21 protein-coding genes are annotated in these 17,032 nt (G+C 70.2%); 12 read left to right on the top strand and 9 right to left on the bottom strand.

Annotated features, from left to right (window positions below; genetic code table 11):
• The first annotated feature begins 323 nt into the window (after nt 1–323).
• The 3 genes from ACSQ18_RS12500 to ACSQ18_RS12490 are packed head-to-tail and all read left to right on the top strand — an operon-like array spanning nt 324 to nt 1,893.
• The gene (locus ACSQ18_RS12500; protein ID WP_436037726.1) at nt 324–728 is read left to right on the top strand and encodes a hypothetical protein; all 405 of its coding nucleotides are present in this window, start codon (nt 324–326) and stop codon (nt 726–728) included.
• Nucleotides 729–730: 2 nt separating this feature from the next.
• A complete protein-coding gene (locus tag ACSQ18_RS12495; protein ID WP_436037724.1) occupies nt 731–1,150 on the top strand; it encodes a hypothetical protein in 420 nt (139 codons plus the stop codon).
• Nucleotides 1,066–1,893 carry a CPBP family intramembrane glutamic endopeptidase gene (locus tag ACSQ18_RS12490; protein WP_436037722.1) on the top strand — a complete coding sequence of 276 codons (828 nt, stop codon included), beginning with the start codon at nt 1,066–1,068 and terminating at the stop codon, nt 1,891–1,893. Before ACSQ18_RS12495 ends, ACSQ18_RS12490 begins: the two co-directional genes overlap by 85 nt.
• Nucleotides 1,894–1,970: 77 nt before the next feature.
• On the opposite strand, the gene ACSQ18_RS12485 is transcribed toward ACSQ18_RS12490, so the two are convergent.
• Entirely contained in the window at nt 1,971–3,542 is a 1,572-nt protein-coding gene (locus ACSQ18_RS12485; RefSeq protein ID WP_436037720.1) for an FAD-dependent oxidoreductase, read from the bottom strand.
• Between the two features lie 66 nt (nt 3,543–3,608).
• Between ACSQ18_RS12485 and ACSQ18_RS12480 the strand changes: the two genes are divergently transcribed.
• The gene (locus ACSQ18_RS12480; RefSeq protein ID WP_436037718.1) at nt 3,609–4,163 is read left to right on the top strand and encodes a helix-turn-helix domain-containing protein; all 555 of its coding nucleotides are present in this window, start codon (nt 3,609–3,611) and stop codon (nt 4,161–4,163) included.
• A 177-nt stretch (nt 4,164–4,340) separates the two neighbouring features.
• Here ACSQ18_RS12480 and pgi read toward each other — a convergent pair whose 3' ends face one another.
• The 5 genes from pgi to ACSQ18_RS12455 form a co-directional block, all read right to left on the bottom strand.
• Nucleotides 4,341–6,023, bottom strand: coding sequence for a glucose-6-phosphate isomerase (gene pgi, locus ACSQ18_RS12475; RefSeq protein WP_436037717.1), 1,683 nt, complete (start codon nt 6,021–6,023; stop codon nt 4,341–4,343).
• A gap of 76 nt (nt 6,024–6,099) precedes the next feature.
• A complete protein-coding gene (locus tag ACSQ18_RS12470; RefSeq protein ID WP_436037716.1) occupies nt 6,100–6,972 on the bottom strand; it encodes a hypothetical protein in 873 nt (290 codons plus the stop codon).
• On the bottom strand, nt 6,969–7,655 hold the full coding sequence (locus ACSQ18_RS12465) for a LuxR C-terminal-related transcriptional regulator (protein ID WP_436037715.1): 687 nt from the start codon (nt 7,653–7,655) through the stop codon (nt 6,969–6,971). Before ACSQ18_RS12465 ends, ACSQ18_RS12470 begins: the two co-directional genes overlap by 4 nt.
• On the bottom strand, nt 7,643–8,929 hold the full coding sequence (locus tag ACSQ18_RS12460; RefSeq protein WP_436037714.1) for a histidine kinase: 1,287 nt from the start codon (nt 8,927–8,929) through the stop codon (nt 7,643–7,645). The genes ACSQ18_RS12465 and ACSQ18_RS12460 overlap by 13 nt, the downstream gene beginning before the upstream one ends.
• A 194-nt stretch (nt 8,930–9,123) precedes the next feature.
• Complete coding sequence (locus tag ACSQ18_RS12455) at nt 9,124–10,293, bottom strand: RtcB family protein (protein ID WP_436037713.1); 1,170 nt, start codon at nt 10,291–10,293, stop codon at nt 9,124–9,126.
• A gap of 306 nt (nt 10,294–10,599) precedes the next feature.
• Here ACSQ18_RS12455 and ACSQ18_RS12450 point away from each other — a divergent pair, with 306 nt between their 5' ends.
• Together ACSQ18_RS12450 and ACSQ18_RS12445 are read left to right on the top strand one after the other, a co-directional pair.
• Nucleotides 10,600–11,430, top strand: coding sequence for an aldo/keto reductase (locus tag ACSQ18_RS12450; protein ID WP_436037712.1), 831 nt, complete (start codon nt 10,600–10,602; stop codon nt 11,428–11,430).
• 110 nt (nt 11,431–11,540) lie between these two features.
• Complete coding sequence (locus ACSQ18_RS12445) at nt 11,541–11,732, top strand: hypothetical protein (protein ID WP_301038048.1); 192 nt, start codon at nt 11,541–11,543, stop codon at nt 11,730–11,732.
• A 23-nt stretch (nt 11,733–11,755) separates the two neighbouring features.
• Here the strand turns inward: ACSQ18_RS12445 and ACSQ18_RS12440 are convergent, their stop codons facing one another.
• Both ACSQ18_RS12440 and ACSQ18_RS12435 read right to left on the bottom strand, forming a co-directional pair.
• Nucleotides 11,756–12,724, bottom strand: a complete 969-nt coding sequence (locus ACSQ18_RS12440) for a DNA-3-methyladenine glycosylase family protein (protein ID WP_436037711.1) — start codon at nt 12,722–12,724, stop codon at nt 11,756–11,758.
• 62 nt (nt 12,725–12,786) lie between these two features.
• Complete coding sequence (locus ACSQ18_RS12435; RefSeq protein WP_436037710.1) at nt 12,787–13,494, bottom strand: winged helix-turn-helix domain-containing protein; 708 nt, start codon at nt 13,492–13,494, stop codon at nt 12,787–12,789.
• Between the two features lie 394 nt (nt 13,495–13,888).
• Between ACSQ18_RS12435 and ACSQ18_RS12430 the strand changes: the two genes are divergently transcribed.
• The 4 genes from ACSQ18_RS12430 to ACSQ18_RS12415 all read left to right on the top strand — a co-directional run bounded on the left by ACSQ18_RS12430 (nt 13,889) and on the right by ACSQ18_RS12415 (nt 15,405).
• Nucleotides 13,889–14,467 (top strand): toxin, encoded by a 579-nt coding sequence (locus tag ACSQ18_RS12430; RefSeq protein ID WP_436037709.1) that lies wholly within the window; start codon nt 13,889–13,891, stop codon nt 14,465–14,467.
• Nucleotides 14,464–14,757 carry a GNAT family N-acetyltransferase gene (locus ACSQ18_RS12425; protein ID WP_436037708.1) on the top strand — a complete coding sequence of 98 codons (294 nt, stop codon included), beginning with the start codon at nt 14,464–14,466 and terminating at the stop codon, nt 14,755–14,757. The genes ACSQ18_RS12430 and ACSQ18_RS12425 overlap by 4 nt, the downstream gene beginning before the upstream one ends.
• Before the next feature lie 91 nt (nt 14,758–14,848).
• Nucleotides 14,849–15,127 (top strand): hypothetical protein, encoded by a 279-nt coding sequence (locus ACSQ18_RS12420; RefSeq protein ID WP_436037707.1) that lies wholly within the window; start codon nt 14,849–14,851, stop codon nt 15,125–15,127.
• Nucleotides 15,124–15,405 carry a hypothetical protein gene (locus ACSQ18_RS12415; protein WP_436037706.1) on the top strand — a complete coding sequence of 94 codons (282 nt, stop codon included), beginning with the start codon at nt 15,124–15,126 and terminating at the stop codon, nt 15,403–15,405. Before ACSQ18_RS12420 ends, ACSQ18_RS12415 begins: the two co-directional genes overlap by 4 nt.
• A 10-nt stretch (nt 15,406–15,415) precedes the next feature.
• Here the strand turns inward: ACSQ18_RS12415 and ACSQ18_RS12410 are convergent, their stop codons facing one another.
• Nucleotides 15,416–16,252 carry an alpha/beta fold hydrolase gene (locus tag ACSQ18_RS12410; protein ID WP_436037705.1) on the bottom strand — a complete coding sequence of 279 codons (837 nt, stop codon included), beginning with the start codon at nt 16,250–16,252 and terminating at the stop codon, nt 15,416–15,418.
• Nucleotides 16,253–16,445: 193 nt separating this feature from the next.
• Here ACSQ18_RS12410 and ACSQ18_RS12405 point away from each other — a divergent pair, with 193 nt between their 5' ends.
• Entirely contained in the window at nt 16,446–16,652 is a 207-nt protein-coding gene (locus ACSQ18_RS12405) for a hypothetical protein (RefSeq protein WP_436037704.1), read from the top strand.
• Nucleotides 16,653–16,710: 58 nt separating this feature from the next.
• Nucleotides 16,711–17,025 carry a DUF2277 domain-containing protein gene (locus ACSQ18_RS12400; RefSeq protein WP_436037703.1) on the top strand — a complete coding sequence of 105 codons (315 nt, stop codon included), beginning with the start codon at nt 16,711–16,713 and terminating at the stop codon, nt 17,023–17,025.
• Nucleotides 17,026–17,032 lie beyond the last annotated feature (7 nt).

Below are 17,032 nucleotides of genomic sequence, written 5' to 3'. Positions count from 1 at the left end.
TCACATGTTCGGAGTGCCTCGCTTGTGGTGACCGCCACCTTTGTCGGCCGTTTACACACCCGCACCGTTGACGTCGACCGTGCCACGTGTCTCCCCTTTGCGAGGGGGCAACGTCGCGCGCCTTGCCTGGATCTCGCTGGATTCCGTGGAGAAAAGCGATCCGGCCGACGGTCTCTCGATACGTGACTTGGCGCGCGCAGATCGCCCTGCTTCAACCCGGGGAATGAACGAGCCGCCACGGCTTCTGGGGTAACGACTGACTCGCGCTATGCCGTATCCCTAGTCGAACGGATTGTCAGCGGTCCGCGACTGGAGGTTCCGAGATGAAGCGACAAGACAGAGTCATGTCGGCGGTGGCCGGGCTATTGATCACATTGACGCTCATCGTGGGGTGTGCTTCGGCAGAGATTTCTCCCCCGATTGAGAGTTGTCACTCCTACAGCGTGAACTCGGGTTACGGCCGATTCAGCATCCAGCAGAGCGCGAAGGGACGCTCGATTCAGTGGGGCGCTTACCCCAACGCAACCTACTCCGGCACGCTCTATAGGGTTGGCGTGTACGCGAACGGTGTGAAAATCGACTCGAAGAACCAGACTTACGCGCCCCACGGAAGCGTGAGCGCGTCGCGTGCCACCAAGTACTCGGGGAAGATCCTGCAGATCTCGGGGAATGTGACGCGTGGGAAGGATGTCGTCTTGGTCTTCAACATGCAGTGCAAGATCATGTGATCGTGAGTGATCGCATCCACCTGCTGCTTGAGGCGCTGTCGGCCGACCTCTTGACTTCTGGAATCCCCTTGACTGTGGCCCTGTTCGATCCTCGTCGCGGCTGGCTATCTTTTGGACCTGCACCCGCGACGCCCGAGGGATTTGCCGACGAGGATGTCGTCGTTGTCCTCCCTGGTCGCGAGATCGCCGTGGGACGTGATGGGGACGATCCTGACGCGGTGGCACTCGCGGAGGCAGTGTGCGATTGGGTGATGGACGAATCAGGGCAGGGGTGGCCGGAGCTTACCAGTCACGACGGGGCCTTCATTGCTCTGCTGCGCCCGAAGGAGATAGAAGGATGGCTCTTCTGGGAAGGCGGGGGAACTACAGTGCCGATCGGCCAGCTGTCTACGGTCCGATTGGCTCCTTCGTCTTTTCCGTGAGACGTCCTCGTGAGCTGATGTGCCTGCGCCCTATCGCATTGGCTATCTCGCTCAGCCTCCTGGTGGTCGCGCGATATCAATCTGCGTTCTTGATCGCTATGTTCACCGTCCTTGGCGTTGCCACTGCGACCCGGACCTCGACCCGAGGTGCTGTAGCGACGCTTGGACTCTTGACGCTCGTTGGCGTGCCGTGGATTGCCTCTGCCTCTATCTCCGGTCTGATCTGGTTTGTACTTGAGAACCAGAAGCGGGCGCTCGACGTGGTCAAACGCGGCATTCGGCGGTCTACAGCTGCGGGCTTCGCGCTCGCCTCGCTACTTGGGCTTTTGGCGGGGAGCATGGTTGTCCCTTTAGTGCAAGCGCAGGTGCGCGACGCTCCCGTGCAGATTCCAATCATCGCCCCGCCCGCGTGGGTTGTGGCCCTTGCGGTCGTCGCGTTCGCGCTAGCCAACGCTATTGGGGAGGAACTGCTCTGGCGGGGCGCCATCCTGTCCGAGTCTAGTCAGCTCGGATTGCCGATGATCTTCGTTGTTCAGGCAGCCTCGTTCGGGCTGGCTCATCTCGGTGGCCTTCCGGGAGGGTGGGCTGGGTGTCTCCTCACAGGACTAGCGTCGGTTCTCTTTGTATTGATCCATCGACGATTGGGGATGGTGGCATCGGTCGCTGCTCACCTTCTGGCAGATCTCGCAATCTTCACGAGCGTGGCCCCACTCGTTCTCTTCACCGGTTGGTCAGCCGGATAGTGTGCGGGAACCGTCCGTACGCTCCTGCAGGTATGTCGGGACGACGCCCAGCCCCACGAACTGAACACCCCCCTGCCTCACCCCCGTCGGAGCAGCAGCACGCCGTCGTCGAGGTGAGCCGGCGAGCCGTCGGGGGCAGCGGTCTCGCGCGGCACGATCTCCACCCGCTCCGCGCTCCACCCCTCGTCGAGCTGCAGCTGCGCGAGTTCCTCGGCGGGGCTGAGGAGTATCGGCCGCTCGTGCTCCGCGTGCGTCGACCACGGCGGCGGTGCTGCGTGCGAGACCGCGAGCATCCGCCCGCCCGGCGCGACGCGGCTGGCCGCATCCCGCAAAATGCCGATCCGCGGGAAATCACCTTCCCACGAGTGCAGGAAGCTCGACACCACCAGGTCGAACGGCCCGTCGGGCAGGGCGTCCACAGCATCCGCCACGACGAAGTGCACCCGATCGGCGACGCCACGCTCCACGGCGGCGGCACGGGCCCGCTCGATCGCCGAGGCGGAGACGTCGACCGCCGTCACCTCCCACCCCTGCTCGGCGAGCCACACGGCATCCGCTCCCTCACCGCAGCCGACCTCCAGAGCCGTGCCCCGCGCGGGGAGCCCGCCGACGACGGCCGCCGTCGTCGCGTTCACGCGGCCCGACCAGAACCGGGTGTTCTCGGCGTACCGCTGCTCCCAGTGGGCGTTGCGGGCAGCGCGTCGCTCCCGCACGGCGCGGGCGGCGTCGTCGGCCACCAACGCCGCGTTCACCGCGGCGCCCGCCATCGACCCCGCGCCCATCGACAGCGGCACGTTGCCGAACGGCGCGGTCACGTTGCCGGCGGCCCACACCCGGGGGTGGCTCGTCGCGCCGAGCGGGTCGACCGCCAGCGGCGACCCCGGCTGGTCTGCGCGCGCCAGCGCCAGGCCGGCGACGAACTCCAACGGAACCTCCGGCACGGGGCCGACGAACACGGTATCCGCGGGGTGGGTCACGCCGTCTTCTGTGACGAGACCCGCCAGTGCGCCGCCCCGCACCGCCACCGCTGCCGCCCGCTGAGTCACGACGCGGATGCCACGGGCCGCCAGCCGCGCGGACACGTCCGGCGCCACGGGGCCGAGGTCGGCGGTGAAGGCCGTCACGTCGTCGCTCCACTGCCGCACGAGCTCGATCTGGTGGAGGCTCGCGGGCGACGTCGCGACGACCGCCAGCCGCCGATCGGCGACCTCCCAGCCGTGGCAGTAAGGACAGTGGAGCACCGAGGTTCCCCAGAAGTCCCGCAGCCCGTCGATGTCGGGGAGCACGTCGCGGATGCCGGTGGCGATCACGACCGCGCGGGTGCGTTCGACGGCGCCGTCGGCGCGGAGCACACGCAGTCCGTCGCCTTCGTCGGCGCCCTCCTCCGCGACCTCCGCGACCTCGCCGGTCTCGACAGTGACGCCGTAGGTTGCGAGTTCGGCGCGGCCGCGGGCGAGCAGGTCGGCGGGGTCGAGCCCGTCGTGGCCCAGCACGCCGTGCATGTGGGCGGCGAAGCGGTTGCGCGGCGCGCCGCCGTCGATCACGAGCACGCGTCGGCGTGCACGCCCCAGCATGAGCGCGGCGCTCAGTCCCGCTGCCCCGCCGCCGATGACGACGGCATCCCATTCGTGGTCGTTGTTCGTTCGCATGCGTCCACCCTCGACGGTGCGGCGCAAGGTTGGCAAGCTCGCTTGCGGAAATGGCAAGATGGGAGCATGCGCACCGAACTCGACCACGTCGGACCCCGCCTGCGCGCCGCGCGGCAGTCCCGCGGCTGGACGCTCGACGACCTCGCCACCCGCGCCGACATCTCGCCGAGCACGATCTCGCGGCTCGAGTCGGGCAAGCGGCAGGCGACGCTCGAACTGCTGCTGCCATTGACCAGGCGCCTCGGCATCCGCATCGACGACCTCCTGCCCGCCGAGACCGCCGATCCCCGCGTGCGGCGGGCGGTCGAACGTCGCGATGGCATGGTGATCGCGCCGCTCACCCTCGAGAACGCGCCGGTGAAGACCTACAAAGTGACGTACGCGCCGGCCACCGCGGCTCCGGCCGCCCGCGTGCACGACGGGTACGAGTGGCTCTATGTGCTGAGCGGTCGCATCCGGCTCGCCCTCGACGGCACTGAGCACCTCATCGAGCGCGGCGAGGCGGCCGAGTTCGACACGACCGTGCCGCACAGTATCAGCGCCACCGCCGACGGCCCGGCCGAGATCCTCAGCATCTTCAGCGCCGCCGGCGAACGCATCCACACCCGCGTCGGCGACTGACTGCCGCCTCCGCCGGAGGGGCTTCGCGCCGCGGCGTGGGCAACTCCTTCGATCCGGTGCGGCTGCGGGTTCCGGTCCCCGGAAACACGCGGGTCGAGGGGATCGGTGGCGCCGGATCGAAGGAGTTACCGACGACCGGCCGCGCGCACTCCGGACATTCGCCCGCCGCGGCGGCGGCTACGGCGTGCGGTGCTCGCGGTAATAGGCCAGGAGAGCGCGGGTCGAGGCGTCCTGCGCGTCGATCGCGGCCGCATCGCCCTCGATCGCGGGCGCGATCTGCAGGGCGAGCTGCTTGCCGAGCTCCACACCCCACTGGTCGAAGGAGTTGATGCCCCAGATGACGCCCTGCGTGAAGGTGATGTGCTCGTACAGCGCGACGAGTTCGCCCAGCACGCGCGGGGTGAGCGCGGGCGCGAAGATCGACGTCGTCGGACGGTTGCCGGCGAACGTGCGCGCCGCCACGAGCGGCCCCGTCGTCCCCTCGGCCTCGACCTCGGCCACCGTCTTGCCGAAGGCGAGCGCCTTCGTCTGGGCGAGGAAGTTCGCCAGGAACAGGCCGTGCACGTCGCGGCCGTCGTCCTGGAGCGGGTAGGCCGGGTTCACGAACGCGATGAAGTCGGCCGGGATGAGCCGGGTGCCCTGGTGGATGAGCTGGTAGAAGGCGTGCTGGCCGTTGGTGCCCGGCTCGCCCCAGAAGATCTCACCCGTGTCGCTCGTGACGGGGGAGCCGTCCCAGCGCACGGACTTGCCGTTGGACTCCATCGTCAGCTGCTGCAGGTAGGCGGCGAAGCGGCTGAGCTGCTGCGCGTAGGGCAGCACGGCGTGCGACTGGGCGCCCAGGAAGTTCGTGTACCAGACGTTGAGCAGTCCCATGAGCACGGGCACGTTCCGATCGAGGGGCGTGGATGCCACGTGCTCGTCGACCGCGTGGAACCCGGCGAGGAGTTCGCGGAAGGCGTCCGGTCCGAGGGTGATCACGAGCGACAGGCCGATCGCCGAGTCGACGGAGTAGCGGCCGCCGACCCAATCCCAGAACCCGAACGCGTTCGCGGTGTCGATGCCGAAGGCGGCGACCTTGTCGAGCGCTGTCGACACGGCGACGAAGTGGTGGGCCACGGCATCCGTCTTCGCCTCGTCCGATCCGTCGATCGCGCCGGCTTCGGCCAGTCCCGCCCACAGCCAGTCGCGCGCGAGGCGGGCGTTGGTGAGGGTCTCGAGGGTCGTGAACGTCTTCGACGCGACGATGAAGAGGGTCGTCTCGGGGTCGAGGTCGGCCGTCTTGTGCGCCAGGTCGAACGGGTCGATGTTCGAGACGAAGCGCGCGTGGATGCCGGCATCGGCGTACGGTTCGAGGGCTTCGGAGATCATGACCGGTCCGAGGTCGGACCCGCCGATGCCGATGTTGACGACGTGCGTCACCTTCTTGCCCGTGACACCCACCCATTCGCCGGAGCGCACACGATCCGCGAACGCGCTCATCGCCTCGAGCACCGCCTGGACGTCGGTGTCGATGTCTTGACCGTCGACGACGAGGGCCGGGCTGGCGCCGGCGGGACGCCGGAGCGCGGTGTGGAGGACGGCGCGGTCCTCCGTCGTGTTGATGTGCTCGCCGGCGAGCATGGCCGCGTAGCGCTCGGCGACGCCGGTCTGTTCGGCGAGGCGGACGAGGGAGGCGAGGATGCCGTCGTCGACGAGGTTCTTCGACAGGTCGACGCGCAGGTCGGCCAGGTCGAAGGTGAGGCGCTCGACGCGTCCGGCGTCGGCGGCGAACCACCCGCGGAGGTCGGGGGTGAACGAGTCGCGGGCGGTGGAGAGCTCTGCCCAGGCGGCGGTGGCGGTGGCATCGATCGGAGTGGTCACGGAGTCCACGCTAGCGCTGAACGCGCCGGGCCATGGGGGTGTGTGACGGACAAAACGGCAGCGCCCGCGTCGCGCCTCAGTCGGCGGGGCGCAGCACGACCGACCCGGCCGACACCGTGACGTCGACGCGATGCGGGGACGTGGGGTCGACGGTGAGGTCGTGCCGGAATCCGCCGGCGGACACGTCGCTCGTGAGCGCGTAGGCACCCTCGGGCACGGCGAGGTCGAGACGCCCGGCGCTCACGTCGACGACGATCGACGACGGCGTCGGTCCTGTCAGCGCACCGTCCACCGACCCGGCGCTGATGGCGAACCGTGCGTCGACGACACCGTCGAGGTCGAAGCGGGCCGAGCCGGCGTTGATCTCCGACGTGAGGTCGGATGCCGTGCCCGTCACCCGCAGCGAGCCCGCGTCGAGGGTCACCGCGAGGTCGCCGAAGTCGCCCTCGGCGCGCAGCGAGCCGCTGTCCAGATCGAGATCCGCGTCGAGCCCGGCGGCGGAGGCGGGAAGCACGAGCTCGATGGTCTCGGGCTGGCGCAGCCACCCCCAGCGGGCCCAGATGTCGCGATCGGATGCCACGACGAGGCGGTCACCGGTGCGCTCGAGCGTCCAGTCATCGGCGCCCGACCCGCCGCTCACCCGCAGGGTCGCCTCGGAGACTGCCCCGAAGCTGACGGTGACCTGTGCCGCACTGGCATCCAGGTCGAGGGTGCGCACGCCTGCGGCGGAGGCGGTGACCTCGCCCGTGTGCACGCTCGCCGCGCGCAGGATCGACACGCCGCCGGTGACGACGGTGCCGAGGATCAGCACGGCGCCGGCGCAGATCGCGAGGGTCGAGACGACCTTCGACGAGGTGCGGCGGGGCGCGGACGCTGCGGCGGACGGGGAAGCGGGGGCGGTCGCCACGGCATCCGGCGGGGTGGTCGTGGGGATCTCGGGGTAGGTCATCGGACTGCTCCGTTTCGGGGAGTGTGGTCGGGGTCGCCGCCGTGCTCCAGGTGCACGAGGGCGGCGAGCACGCGACGGTTGCCGTGCTCGTCCTGTTCGAGGTCGAGCTTCTGGAAGAGCGACGTGATGTGCTTCTCGACGCTGGCCTCGCTGACGAAGAGCGTCTGCGCGATGGCCTGGTTGCTCTTGCCTTCCGCGATGAGGGCCAGCACGGTCCGCTCGCGGTCGGTGAGTCGTGCCATCCGCTCGTCGCGGGCGCGACGGGTGAGGAGCTGGGCGACCACTTCGGGGTCGAGCACGGTCGCACCGGCGCCGATCTGCTCGATCGACTGGAGGAAGTCCCGCACGTCGGCGACCCGATCCTTGAGGAGGTAGCCGAGCGCGGCGCCGTGCGAGGTGATGAGGTCGCTCGCGTAACGCTCCTCGACGTACTGGCTGAGCACCAGCACGGGCAGGTCGGGGTGGGCGGCGCGCAGCGCGAGCGCGGCGCGGATGCCCTCGTCGGTGAACGTCGGCGGCAGCCGAACGTCGAGGATGCAGAGCTCGGGCTCGGAGTCGGCGACGACGGCGGTGAGGCCGACGGCATCCGTCAGGGCGGCGACCACGACGTGGCCCGCGTCTTCCAGCACGCGGACGAGTCCCTCGCGCAGCAGGGCGGAGTCTTCGCAGATCAGGATGCGCACGGGACGCTCACCTCCAGGGCGGTCGGTCCGCCGGTCGGGCTGTCGAGGCGGGAGGTGCCTCCCGCGGCGACGATGCGATTGACGATGCCGTCGAGACCGCCGCCGGCGATGACGCGCGCCCCGCCCACGCCGTTGTCCTCGACGCGCGCCCACAGGGTGACGGCGCCGGACTCGGTGTCGGTGCGGCGGCGCACGGTGACCCGGCATTCGCTCGCGCGGGAGTGCTTTGCGGCATTGGTGATCGACTCGGCGATCGCGAAGTAGAGGGCGGCTTCCGCGGTGCGGCTGCACCGTCCGTCGAGGCGTACGTCGAGCACGACGGGAACGGGGGAGCGCCCCGCGAGGGCCGACAGGGCCGCGTCGAGTCCGCGGTCGTCGAGGACGGACGCGTGGATGCCGCGGGCCAGCTGGCGCAGTTCGGTGATCGCCGCTTTCGTCGACGTGTGGGCTTCGTCGATGAGCGCCTTGGCGGCAGCGGGGTCGCTGTCGATCTTCTGCTGGGCGAGGCCCAGCGTCATCCCGACGGACACGAGTCGCGGCTGGACCCCGTCGTGCAGGTCGCGTTCGAGCCTCGTGCGTTCCACTTCGCTCGCCCGCACCGCACCGGCGCGCTGTTCGCCCGCGGCGCGGGCGCGTTCGCCTGCGTCTCGGGCCTCGGCGGCGAGGGCGGCTTCCTGCGAGGGGACGAGGATCGCCCGCGTGAGGGTCGCGTGGAGCACGGCGATCCCGAAGAGGAGCGCGAGGCTCGCGAGGATGCTCAGGATGCCGACGAGCACCGACCACGTCGTGTCGATCTGCAGGTCGGTCCACGGGAGCCGGGCGACGCCGGTGAGCGGAGCGAACAGCAGTCCCACACCGGAGACGAGGCCCGCGAGCAGCGGGAGGACGAACCAGCCGAGGATCGTACTGATGGCGGCGCTGGAGACCCCGCGCCACATCGTGCCGTCGACGAACTGGCGCCAGAGGGTGCGCAGCCAGCCGCCGAATCCGGGCCCGGCGCTCGGCCGAAGCCGCAGGAGCGGGAGACCGTAGCCGTAGAGGCCGTCGACCCGCTCGTATTCGACCCAGGCCGTCGCCCACAGGACGTACACGAAGGCGACGAGGAAGAGGAGGCCGATGCCGAGCACCGGGATGAGTCCCACCCCGACGCTCAGGAGGGTCAGCAGGATCGTGAAGGCGACGACGCCGGCGATACCGAGGGCGGCGAGCTGGGCGATCGCCCCCAGGTGGGGGAGGATTCCGGGCCGTCGGCGCGGGGGTGCTGCGGTGGTCATGACTCCACGGTAGGACCGCGTCCCGCCCGCCGGTGCCGAGGTGGCCGGACAACGCTCTTCGGGATAACCCGAACGGGTCATGTCCCACTTTCGGTCGGTCTTCGCCGTGCGAAGCGACCGAAAGTGGGACATGGGTGCCAGCGGCCCGGCGCGCGGCGGAGGGGCCCGGCCCGCGGTGAGGGCGGGCCGGAGCCTCAGTCGCCCTTCACGTTCACGAGCTGCCGCAGCGTGTGCCGCACCTCCACGAGGTCGGCCGCGTCGGCCATCACCCGGTCGATCGGCTTGTAGGCCGCCGGGATCTCGTCGATGAAGGCGTCGGTGTCTCGGAACTCGATCCCCACCATCGCCTCCCGCAGCTGCTCGTGCGTGAACGTCCGCCGAGCGGCCGTCCGCGAGAACTCCCGCCCCGCACCGTGCGGCGAGGAGTGGAGCGACAGCGGGTTGCCGAGGCCGGACACGACATAGGATGCCGTGCCCATCGACCCCGGAATGAGGCCGGGCCTGCCGGCATCCGCCTGGATCGCGCCCTTCCGCGACACCCACACCTGCTTCCCGAAGTGCTTCTCGCTCTCCGTGAAGTTGTGGTGGCAGTTGATCCGCTCGAGCTCCTGCACGTCCTCGCCCATCGTCTCCGACAGCTGCCGCGCGACCCGGTCCATCATCTCCTCACGGTTGAGGAGAGCGAAGTGCTGGGCCCATCGCAGTTCCGCGATGTAGCGCCGGAACTCCTCCGTGCCCTCGACGAGGTAGGCCAGGTCGGGGTCGGGCAGGTCGATCCACCACTGCTTCGCGAGCCGCTGAGCGACGGCGATGTGGTGCGTGGCGATCTTGTTGCCGACCCCTCGCGAACCCGAGTGGAGGAACATCCACACGGCATCCGTCTCGTCGACGGACACCTCGATGAAGTGGTTGCCCGACCCGAGCGAACCGAGCTGGTTGCGCCAGTGCCCGGCGTAGCGGGCGGGGTCGAACCCCTTCTTCTCGGCGAGCTCCTCCAGCTCGGCGATGCGCGGCTCGGCGGTCGCGACGATTTTGCGGTTGTCACGACCCGCCGACAGCGGGATGGCGCGCTCGATCTGCTCCCGCAGTGCCGAGAGGTCGCGAGCGAGCAGCTGCGACTTCGTGAACTGCGTGCGGACGGCGATCATCCCGCAGCCGATGTCGACACCGACGGCGGCCGGCATGATGGCACCGAGGGTCGGGATGACCGACCCCACGGTTGCCCCCTTGCCGAGGTGCGCGTCGGGCATGAGCGCCAGGTGCGGGTAGATGAACGGCATGCGCGACGAGGTGCGGGCCTGCTCGACGGTCTTCTCGTCGATGAGGCTCGCCCACGACAGCAGCCTGTTCGTGAGCTTCTCCATGGTTCCTTTCCTTCGTGGAGAGTCCGGGGGAGACCACGTGCGGAGAGGACACACGGAAAACGCCCCGGACCTGTGCGGTGCGGGGCGTGTGACGGTAACGGTGTCAGACGGCGCGCGCCGGAGGGTACGACTCGTAGCGGAAGCTGGGCTGTGCCAGATTCCGGTGCAAGAGATCACGCGAATGCGCGGTCATGTCGTCCTCCGATGGGATGCTGTGCCGGTCGGCGCAGCCTTGACACGTTAGCGGTGGCACGATGCCGCGTCAAGCGAGCGTGGTGGCGACGCGACGGGCGTAGCGTGGCAGGCATGGTCACGATCCCCACTCTCGCGCTCAACGACGGCACCGACTTCCCCGAGCTCGGCCTCGGCACCTACAACCTCCGCGGCGAGGACGGTGTGGATGCCATGGTCGCCGCGATCGAGAACGGCTACCGGCTCCTCGACTCGGCGGTCAACTACGAGAACGAGGCGGAGGTGGGCGACGCGGTGCGACGCTCCGGCATCCGCGATCAGCTGATCGTCACGACGAAGGTGCCCGGCCGCGACCACGGCTTCGACGAGACGGTGCGCAGTGCGCGCGGCTCGCTGGAGCGGCTCGGGCTCGAACGGATCGATCTGTACCTGATCCACTGGCCGAACCCGCGCGTCGACAAGTACGTCGACACCTACCGCGCCATGGTCGCGCTGCGCGACGAGGGTCTCGTGGGGTCGGTCGGGGTGTCCAACTTCACGGAGAAGATGCTGACGCGGCTCATCGACGAAACGGGCGTCGTGCCCGCCGTGAACCAGGTGGAGCTGCACCCGTACTTCCCCCAGACCGCGCTGCGCGCCTTCCACGACGCTCACGGCATCCGCACCGAGAGCTGGAGCCCGCTCGCGCGTCGCAGCGAGTTGCTCACGGAGCAGACCGTCACCGACGTCGCCGCCGCCCACGGCGTCACCCCGACCCAGGCCGTGCTCCGCTGGCACACGCAGCTGGGTTCGACGCCCATCCCGAAGTCGGCCGACCCCGAGCGCCAGATCGAGAACGCCGACGTCTTCGGCTTCACCCTCAGCGACGCCGAGATCGCCGCGCTGAGCGGGCTCGAGCGCGGTCGCCTCTGGGACGGCGACCCCGACACGCACGAAGAGATGTAGCCCGCGGCGCTACCGGGCCGGCGGTCGCGGGTCAAGGGGCGTGGCATCCGGGGCTCGCACGCGTAGCGTGACGCACCACGTCGTCGGACGGCGACGGGAAAGGCCCTCTCATGACCAGCAACCCCACCGGCGACGTGCCGGCCGACTCCGATCTCGACAGCGACGACACCGACGTCAGCGAGAAGGCGGGTGGTCTCGGCGAAGACGGCACCATCCCGCCCGACCCCGACGGTGTCGCCGCGGGGCACACGGGCGAAGCATCGACTTTCGAACCCGAAGAGGACGAGGGCGCTCCCGCCTGACCCGCATCGCCGCACCGCCGCGGTCAGCGGTCGCGGTGGTCTTCGGGGGCGAGGCGCGGTCCACGGCGCGGCTCCCGCACGCCGCTGAGTCCGATCAGGCGGATGACGCGCTGGCGCTGCCCTCGCCACGGCTCCAGGAGCTCCAGCATGCCGTCGTCGTCGACGCGGTGCCCCGTGAGCGCGTAGCCCACCTCGTGAGCGACGTGATAGTCGCCGACGCTGACGGCATCCGGGTCTCCGTAGGCGCGAATGCGCGTCTCGGCGCTCGTCCACAGGCCGACGCCGCGCAGGCTCGTCAGCACGCGATCGCGCGCGTCACCGGATGCCGCGGCGTCGGCCGCGCGTTCCACCGACTCCCGTCTGGTCGCGGCGGCGACGAGCGTGCGCGACTGCGGAGGCTCCAGGCCCGCGCGATGCCACGCCCAGCTGGGGATGCTGTGCCAGTCCGCGGGCGGGGCGAACATCGGTCGCGGCGTGGGTCCGGGGGCGCGCTCGCCGTAGCGGGTGAGGATGGCGCGCCATGCGCCGAATGCCTGCAGGCCCGTCACCTTCTGCTCGAACACGGCGCTCGCGAGCGCGTCGAAGACGAGGTCGGTGCGACCGAGGCGTAAGCCGGGATGACGATGGTGAGTCGCGGCGATGAGCGGATGCCGTGAGGCGTCGAAGTCGCCGGGGTCGTCGTCGGCGCCGCACAACCGGGGGAGCTGGGCGATGGCCCACTCGGCGCCGGGTCCCCACGCCGCCGCACGGATGCCGTGACGTTCCGCCCGCACGGCGATCGTCGTGATGCCCGCCGGGGTGCGACTGGCGCGCCAGATGACCCCACCCGCCGTCAGCTGCGCGGGGTCGTGCGCGCCCCGCTGCTGGAACGCGATCGCCCGCTGCGCCTCGATCGGCGTCGACGGTCGGTAGACGGTCTCGACGGGCCGCCCCGCGTCGGGGACGACATCGCGCGGTGGCCGCGGCATCCGTCCTCGTGCGAGCGTCGTCATGCCGTCACCCTACGTGACCACCACCGACATCGGACCCGCGGCAGCGAGCGCGACGGTGCGGGTCAGAAGCGGTCGGGCGAGGGGGTGCCGTGGCCGTAGCGGATCACGACGTCGGCGTGTCGGTCGAACCGGTAGCCGATGCCGCGCACCGTGCGCACGATGTCCTCGTACCGACCGAGCTTCGACCGCAGGCGGCGCACGTGGACGTCGATCGTCCGCTCGCCCGGGGCGTCCTCGCCGTCGGCGTGACTCCACAGCGAACCGACCAGCTCCGTCCGCTCGATCGTGCGACCCTCGCGCAGCACGAGATACTGCAGCAGCTCGAACTCCTTGAACGTCAGCGCGGCGGCCTCGCCGTCGATGTGCACGCGGCGGCGGGAGATGTCGATCGTGACACCGCCGGGAACGTGATCGTCTTCCGGCTGGTCCTGCTTGGTGCGGGCGACCGCGCTCGGCTCGTGGAGGGCGAGACGCACGACGTCGACGTCGCGACCGCCGGCGCCGACGGGAGCGAGGGCGACGGTCGCGTAGGTCTCGGCGTGCGGTGCGAGCTCGCTCAGGGTACGGCGCAGCGCCTCGACGAGCGTCGAGAGCGACACGCCGTCGGCGGCGGCACGCGCCTCGTCGATGCCGACGTAGAGCGCGAATCCGCGGGGAGCGGTGCCGGCGGGAAGAGGCCGGGATGCCGGAGCCGGCGCCGGCGCGATGTCTTCGACGGCGTGGAGGTGGCGGGCGGTGGACGGACGGGTGAGAAGAGCGGTGTTCGACATGGTTGATGTCCTTCAGGTGGAACCCGGGGCGAAGGGCCCGGAGCGGGTTCGGCGTGCGGCGATTCGGCCGGAGCGGCCGGTGTGCGAGCGGACGGGACCGCGTCGTGGGCGGTCATCCGATGCTCGTGGGGTGAGGCCGCGCCCTGGAGAGAGGGCTGAGGCGGTCGCACCCGGCGGGGTCACCGTGTCGGTGACGGCATCGCAGGAATCAACACATTCGGCAACACATGGCAACGCGCGGCATCATGATGCCGGCAGATCCGTTCGCCTCCCGGGCGGACAGAATGCGTGCGTTGTCAGTCATGGGGTTGATTATGACGAAACGTGTCCGGATGTGTCAAACCGCCCGCCGCATGCGTCTTCTCTATGACGCAATGTGACAGATTGCTCAATCATGACCCGGTCACACCCCCGACGGCTTCGCATCGTGGGCACCTCCGGCTCCGGTAAGTCCCGTCTCGCACGCCAGGTGGCCGCCGCTCGGGGACTGCCCCATCTCGAACTCGACGCCGTGTTCTGGGCGGAAGGGTGGGAGTACCGCGATCTCGACGAGGCGCACGCTCTCGTCCGTGCGTTCGTCGAGGCCCATCCCGACGGGTGGGTCATCGAAGGGAACTGGACGTCGCGGCTGGGAGGACTGCTCGACCCCGGCACCCCTGACGCGGCCGACGCGTACATCTGGCTCGACCACCCGCGCCGCGTCGTCATGCGGCGGGTGATCGGGCGCACGGTGCGGCGCGGGGTGATGCGCGAAGAGCTGTGGCACGGCAATCGCGAGCGGCCGTCGAGCTGGTTCCGGTGGCGCCCCGAGGAGAACATCGTGCGCTGGGCGTGGACGGATCATCCGGTGATGCGCGCGCGCATGATCGCGCGCATCGACGCGGGGTGGCCGGTGATCCGGCTGCGCGGACAGCGGGAGGTCGACGCGTGGCTCGCCTCGCAGTCGGCGGACGGGCGTAGCGTGGAGGGATGACCGATTTCCGCTTCGCGAACGAGCCGGACGCGTCGCGCTACACGCTCCACCGCGGCGACGACCTCGTGAGCGTGATCGACTACCGCGACGACGGCCGCACGCTCGCCATGACCCGGGTGTACACGGTGCCGACCTTCCGAGGGAAGGGCTTCGCCGCCGAGGTCGTCGACAGGGCCGTCGCCGAGTTGGAGCGCCGCGGCGACCGCGTCGTGCAGCCCGTCTGCTGGTACGCGGCCGACTGGTTCGAGGCGCACCCCGAGCGCACCGGCATCCTGGCCCGCCGCGACTGAATACCGTTCGCGCCGCACGCCGTCAATCCCCTCGACCTCCGGGGCCGTAGCCGGGAGGGTGGACTCGCCCCAGAGTCTCCGAGGAGGAGCCATGACGCGAGACATCCCCGACGACATCGTCGATGCCGAACCCGCCGGCGGCTGGACCAGCGGCGAGACGGCCGACAGCGTGACCGCGGAGTCGTCCGCGGCCGCCGCGCGCGAGATCCAGGAGGAGGGGCCCGACGTGGAGACCCCGAGCGACAGCCCTGCGCCCGACGGTGCCGCCGTCGACGCCACCGAGCGCGCGTCCGATCCTTACGTCGAGAGCGCCGAGATCCAGCAGGGGCTCGATCCCGATCTCGTCACCGACGAGCAGGCCGACCGATGAGCCACGGTGCGAACGAGTTCGAGGAGCCCGGCGCCAACTATCCGGATTCGGCACAGGCGGCCCCCGCTCCGACGGGAACCCAGGATGCGCCGGCGCTCGACCAGAACCTCCCCACCGACATGGAACGTCTCGACGGAGTGGTCCAGCAGGTGCGTGCCGATGTCGGTGGCGAGGACGTCGCGATCGTCGAGAAGTCACTGCGTCGGCGGCTCACCGACACCGGGATCGTCGTCGCCGACGACGAGGTGTCCGCACTCGCACGCGACATCGCGGGCTGAGGCGGATCGCCTACTCCGGGCGACCGGACGTCGTAGCGAGGAAGCGCCGGATCGCCTCGGCAGCGGGCGCGGCATCCCTGATGAGGGTCTCGTGCCCATGGCCGGGGATCTCGACCGCGCGCGCGTCTGGTAGCGCGGTGACGACTTCGGCGCACCACTCCCGGGGTGAGACCCGGTCGCCCTCGCCGCGGATCACGAGCGTCGGCGCCGACACCCTCGGGTAGGCGCGCTCGGGGCGGTGAGTGAGCATCGCTGTCATCTTCCGTCGCAGGTACGGTCCGGCCCGCAGATACTCGCGCGCGCCGAGGAGGAGTACCTTCGGGCTCTCGTCGAGGAGGTCGATACCGAGGCGGATCAACTGGGTGAGCGCCCGGCGGTGGTGCCGGTCGACGGTCGGGGCGACCAGGACGAGGCGGGCAACGGTCTCGGGGTGACGCACGGCCACCTCGGTCGCGACCTGCGTGCCCATCGAGTGGCCCAGGAGCACCACGGGACCGCGGTCGATCTTGCGCAGGTACGCGGCGACGAGGTCGGCGTTGCGCTCCATCGTCGGGGTGCGCGGCGGCTCGGGGGCGTCGCCGTACCCCGGGAGGTCGACGGCGATGACCCGTGCCGCGCCCACGAGCCGGAGCGCGAGGTCGGCGAACACCTTCCGGCCCATCCCGATCCCGTGGACGAGTACGAACGTCGTCTCGGACCGCTCGGGACCGCCGGCCTCGGCGACGAGCGTCATGCCGGATGCCGTGAAGCGCTCGATGTCGCCGTCGTCGGTGGGGACGCCCGTCAGCTCGTCGATCGCGTCGTCGACGGCGTCCGCGGCGCGCTCGAGCGGATCGGGGTCGGCCATCCTTCGAGCGTATCCGGCCACGGTCGGCGTCTTCCACCGACCGTGTACCGGCGACTAGGGCGGCAATCGCGCGGTCCCTTTCCTCGCCAGAATGCGGGGGAGTGGGCGAGTCGGGGGACGTTGGTCTGATGCGACCGTTCGGACCTGCCTACGATGCTGGCTTTCGTGATGCCATCTCATGAAGGAGCGGAACATGAAGCAGTCACGACGTCGCCCCGTCGCGGATATCGCGGCATTCACGGCGCTGGCCGTGGTGGCTCTCGCCACGAACCTCTGTCTCTCGCTATGGACGGATGCCGTTCCGCTGATGCGATGGCTCGTCACTGTCGCGGCCGGCATCGTCGCCGCAGCTACGACCTACGCGATCGTGTCGCGTCGGCGCCGCTCGGCGGACTCGTGACGACATCTCTCCTGCGGGCCGGTTCTGCTCGCGCGGGGCTCGGCGTACCGTAGCGGCCATGTGCCGCAACATCGTTCCGCTCCACAACTTCGAACCGGCCGCGACCGATGACGAGTGCCACGACGCCGCCCTCCAGTTCGTGAGGAAGATCACCGGCACCACGAAGCCGTCGAAGGCGAACCAGGAGGTGTTCGACCGCGCCGTCGCGGAGATCGCGCACGCGACGCGTCACCTGCTCGACGATCTCGTCACCGCCGCGCCGCCGAAGAACCGCGCCGAGGAGGCGAGCAAGCGCCAGGCCCGTTCCGCCGACCGGTACGAGGCGCTGCGGGCTTTCCAAGAGCAGAAGAAGGCGGCCCGCGCCGCGTCGTGAGCGGTCC

Origin of the sequence: Microbacterium sp. LjRoot45 (assembly GCF_964253325.1) — a bacterium.
Lineage (GTDB): Bacteria > Actinomycetota > Actinomycetes > Actinomycetales > Microbacteriaceae > Microbacterium.
The sequence above is the reverse complement of the archived record's forward strand: the minus strand, read 5'-3'. Positions and strand labels throughout refer to the sequence as shown.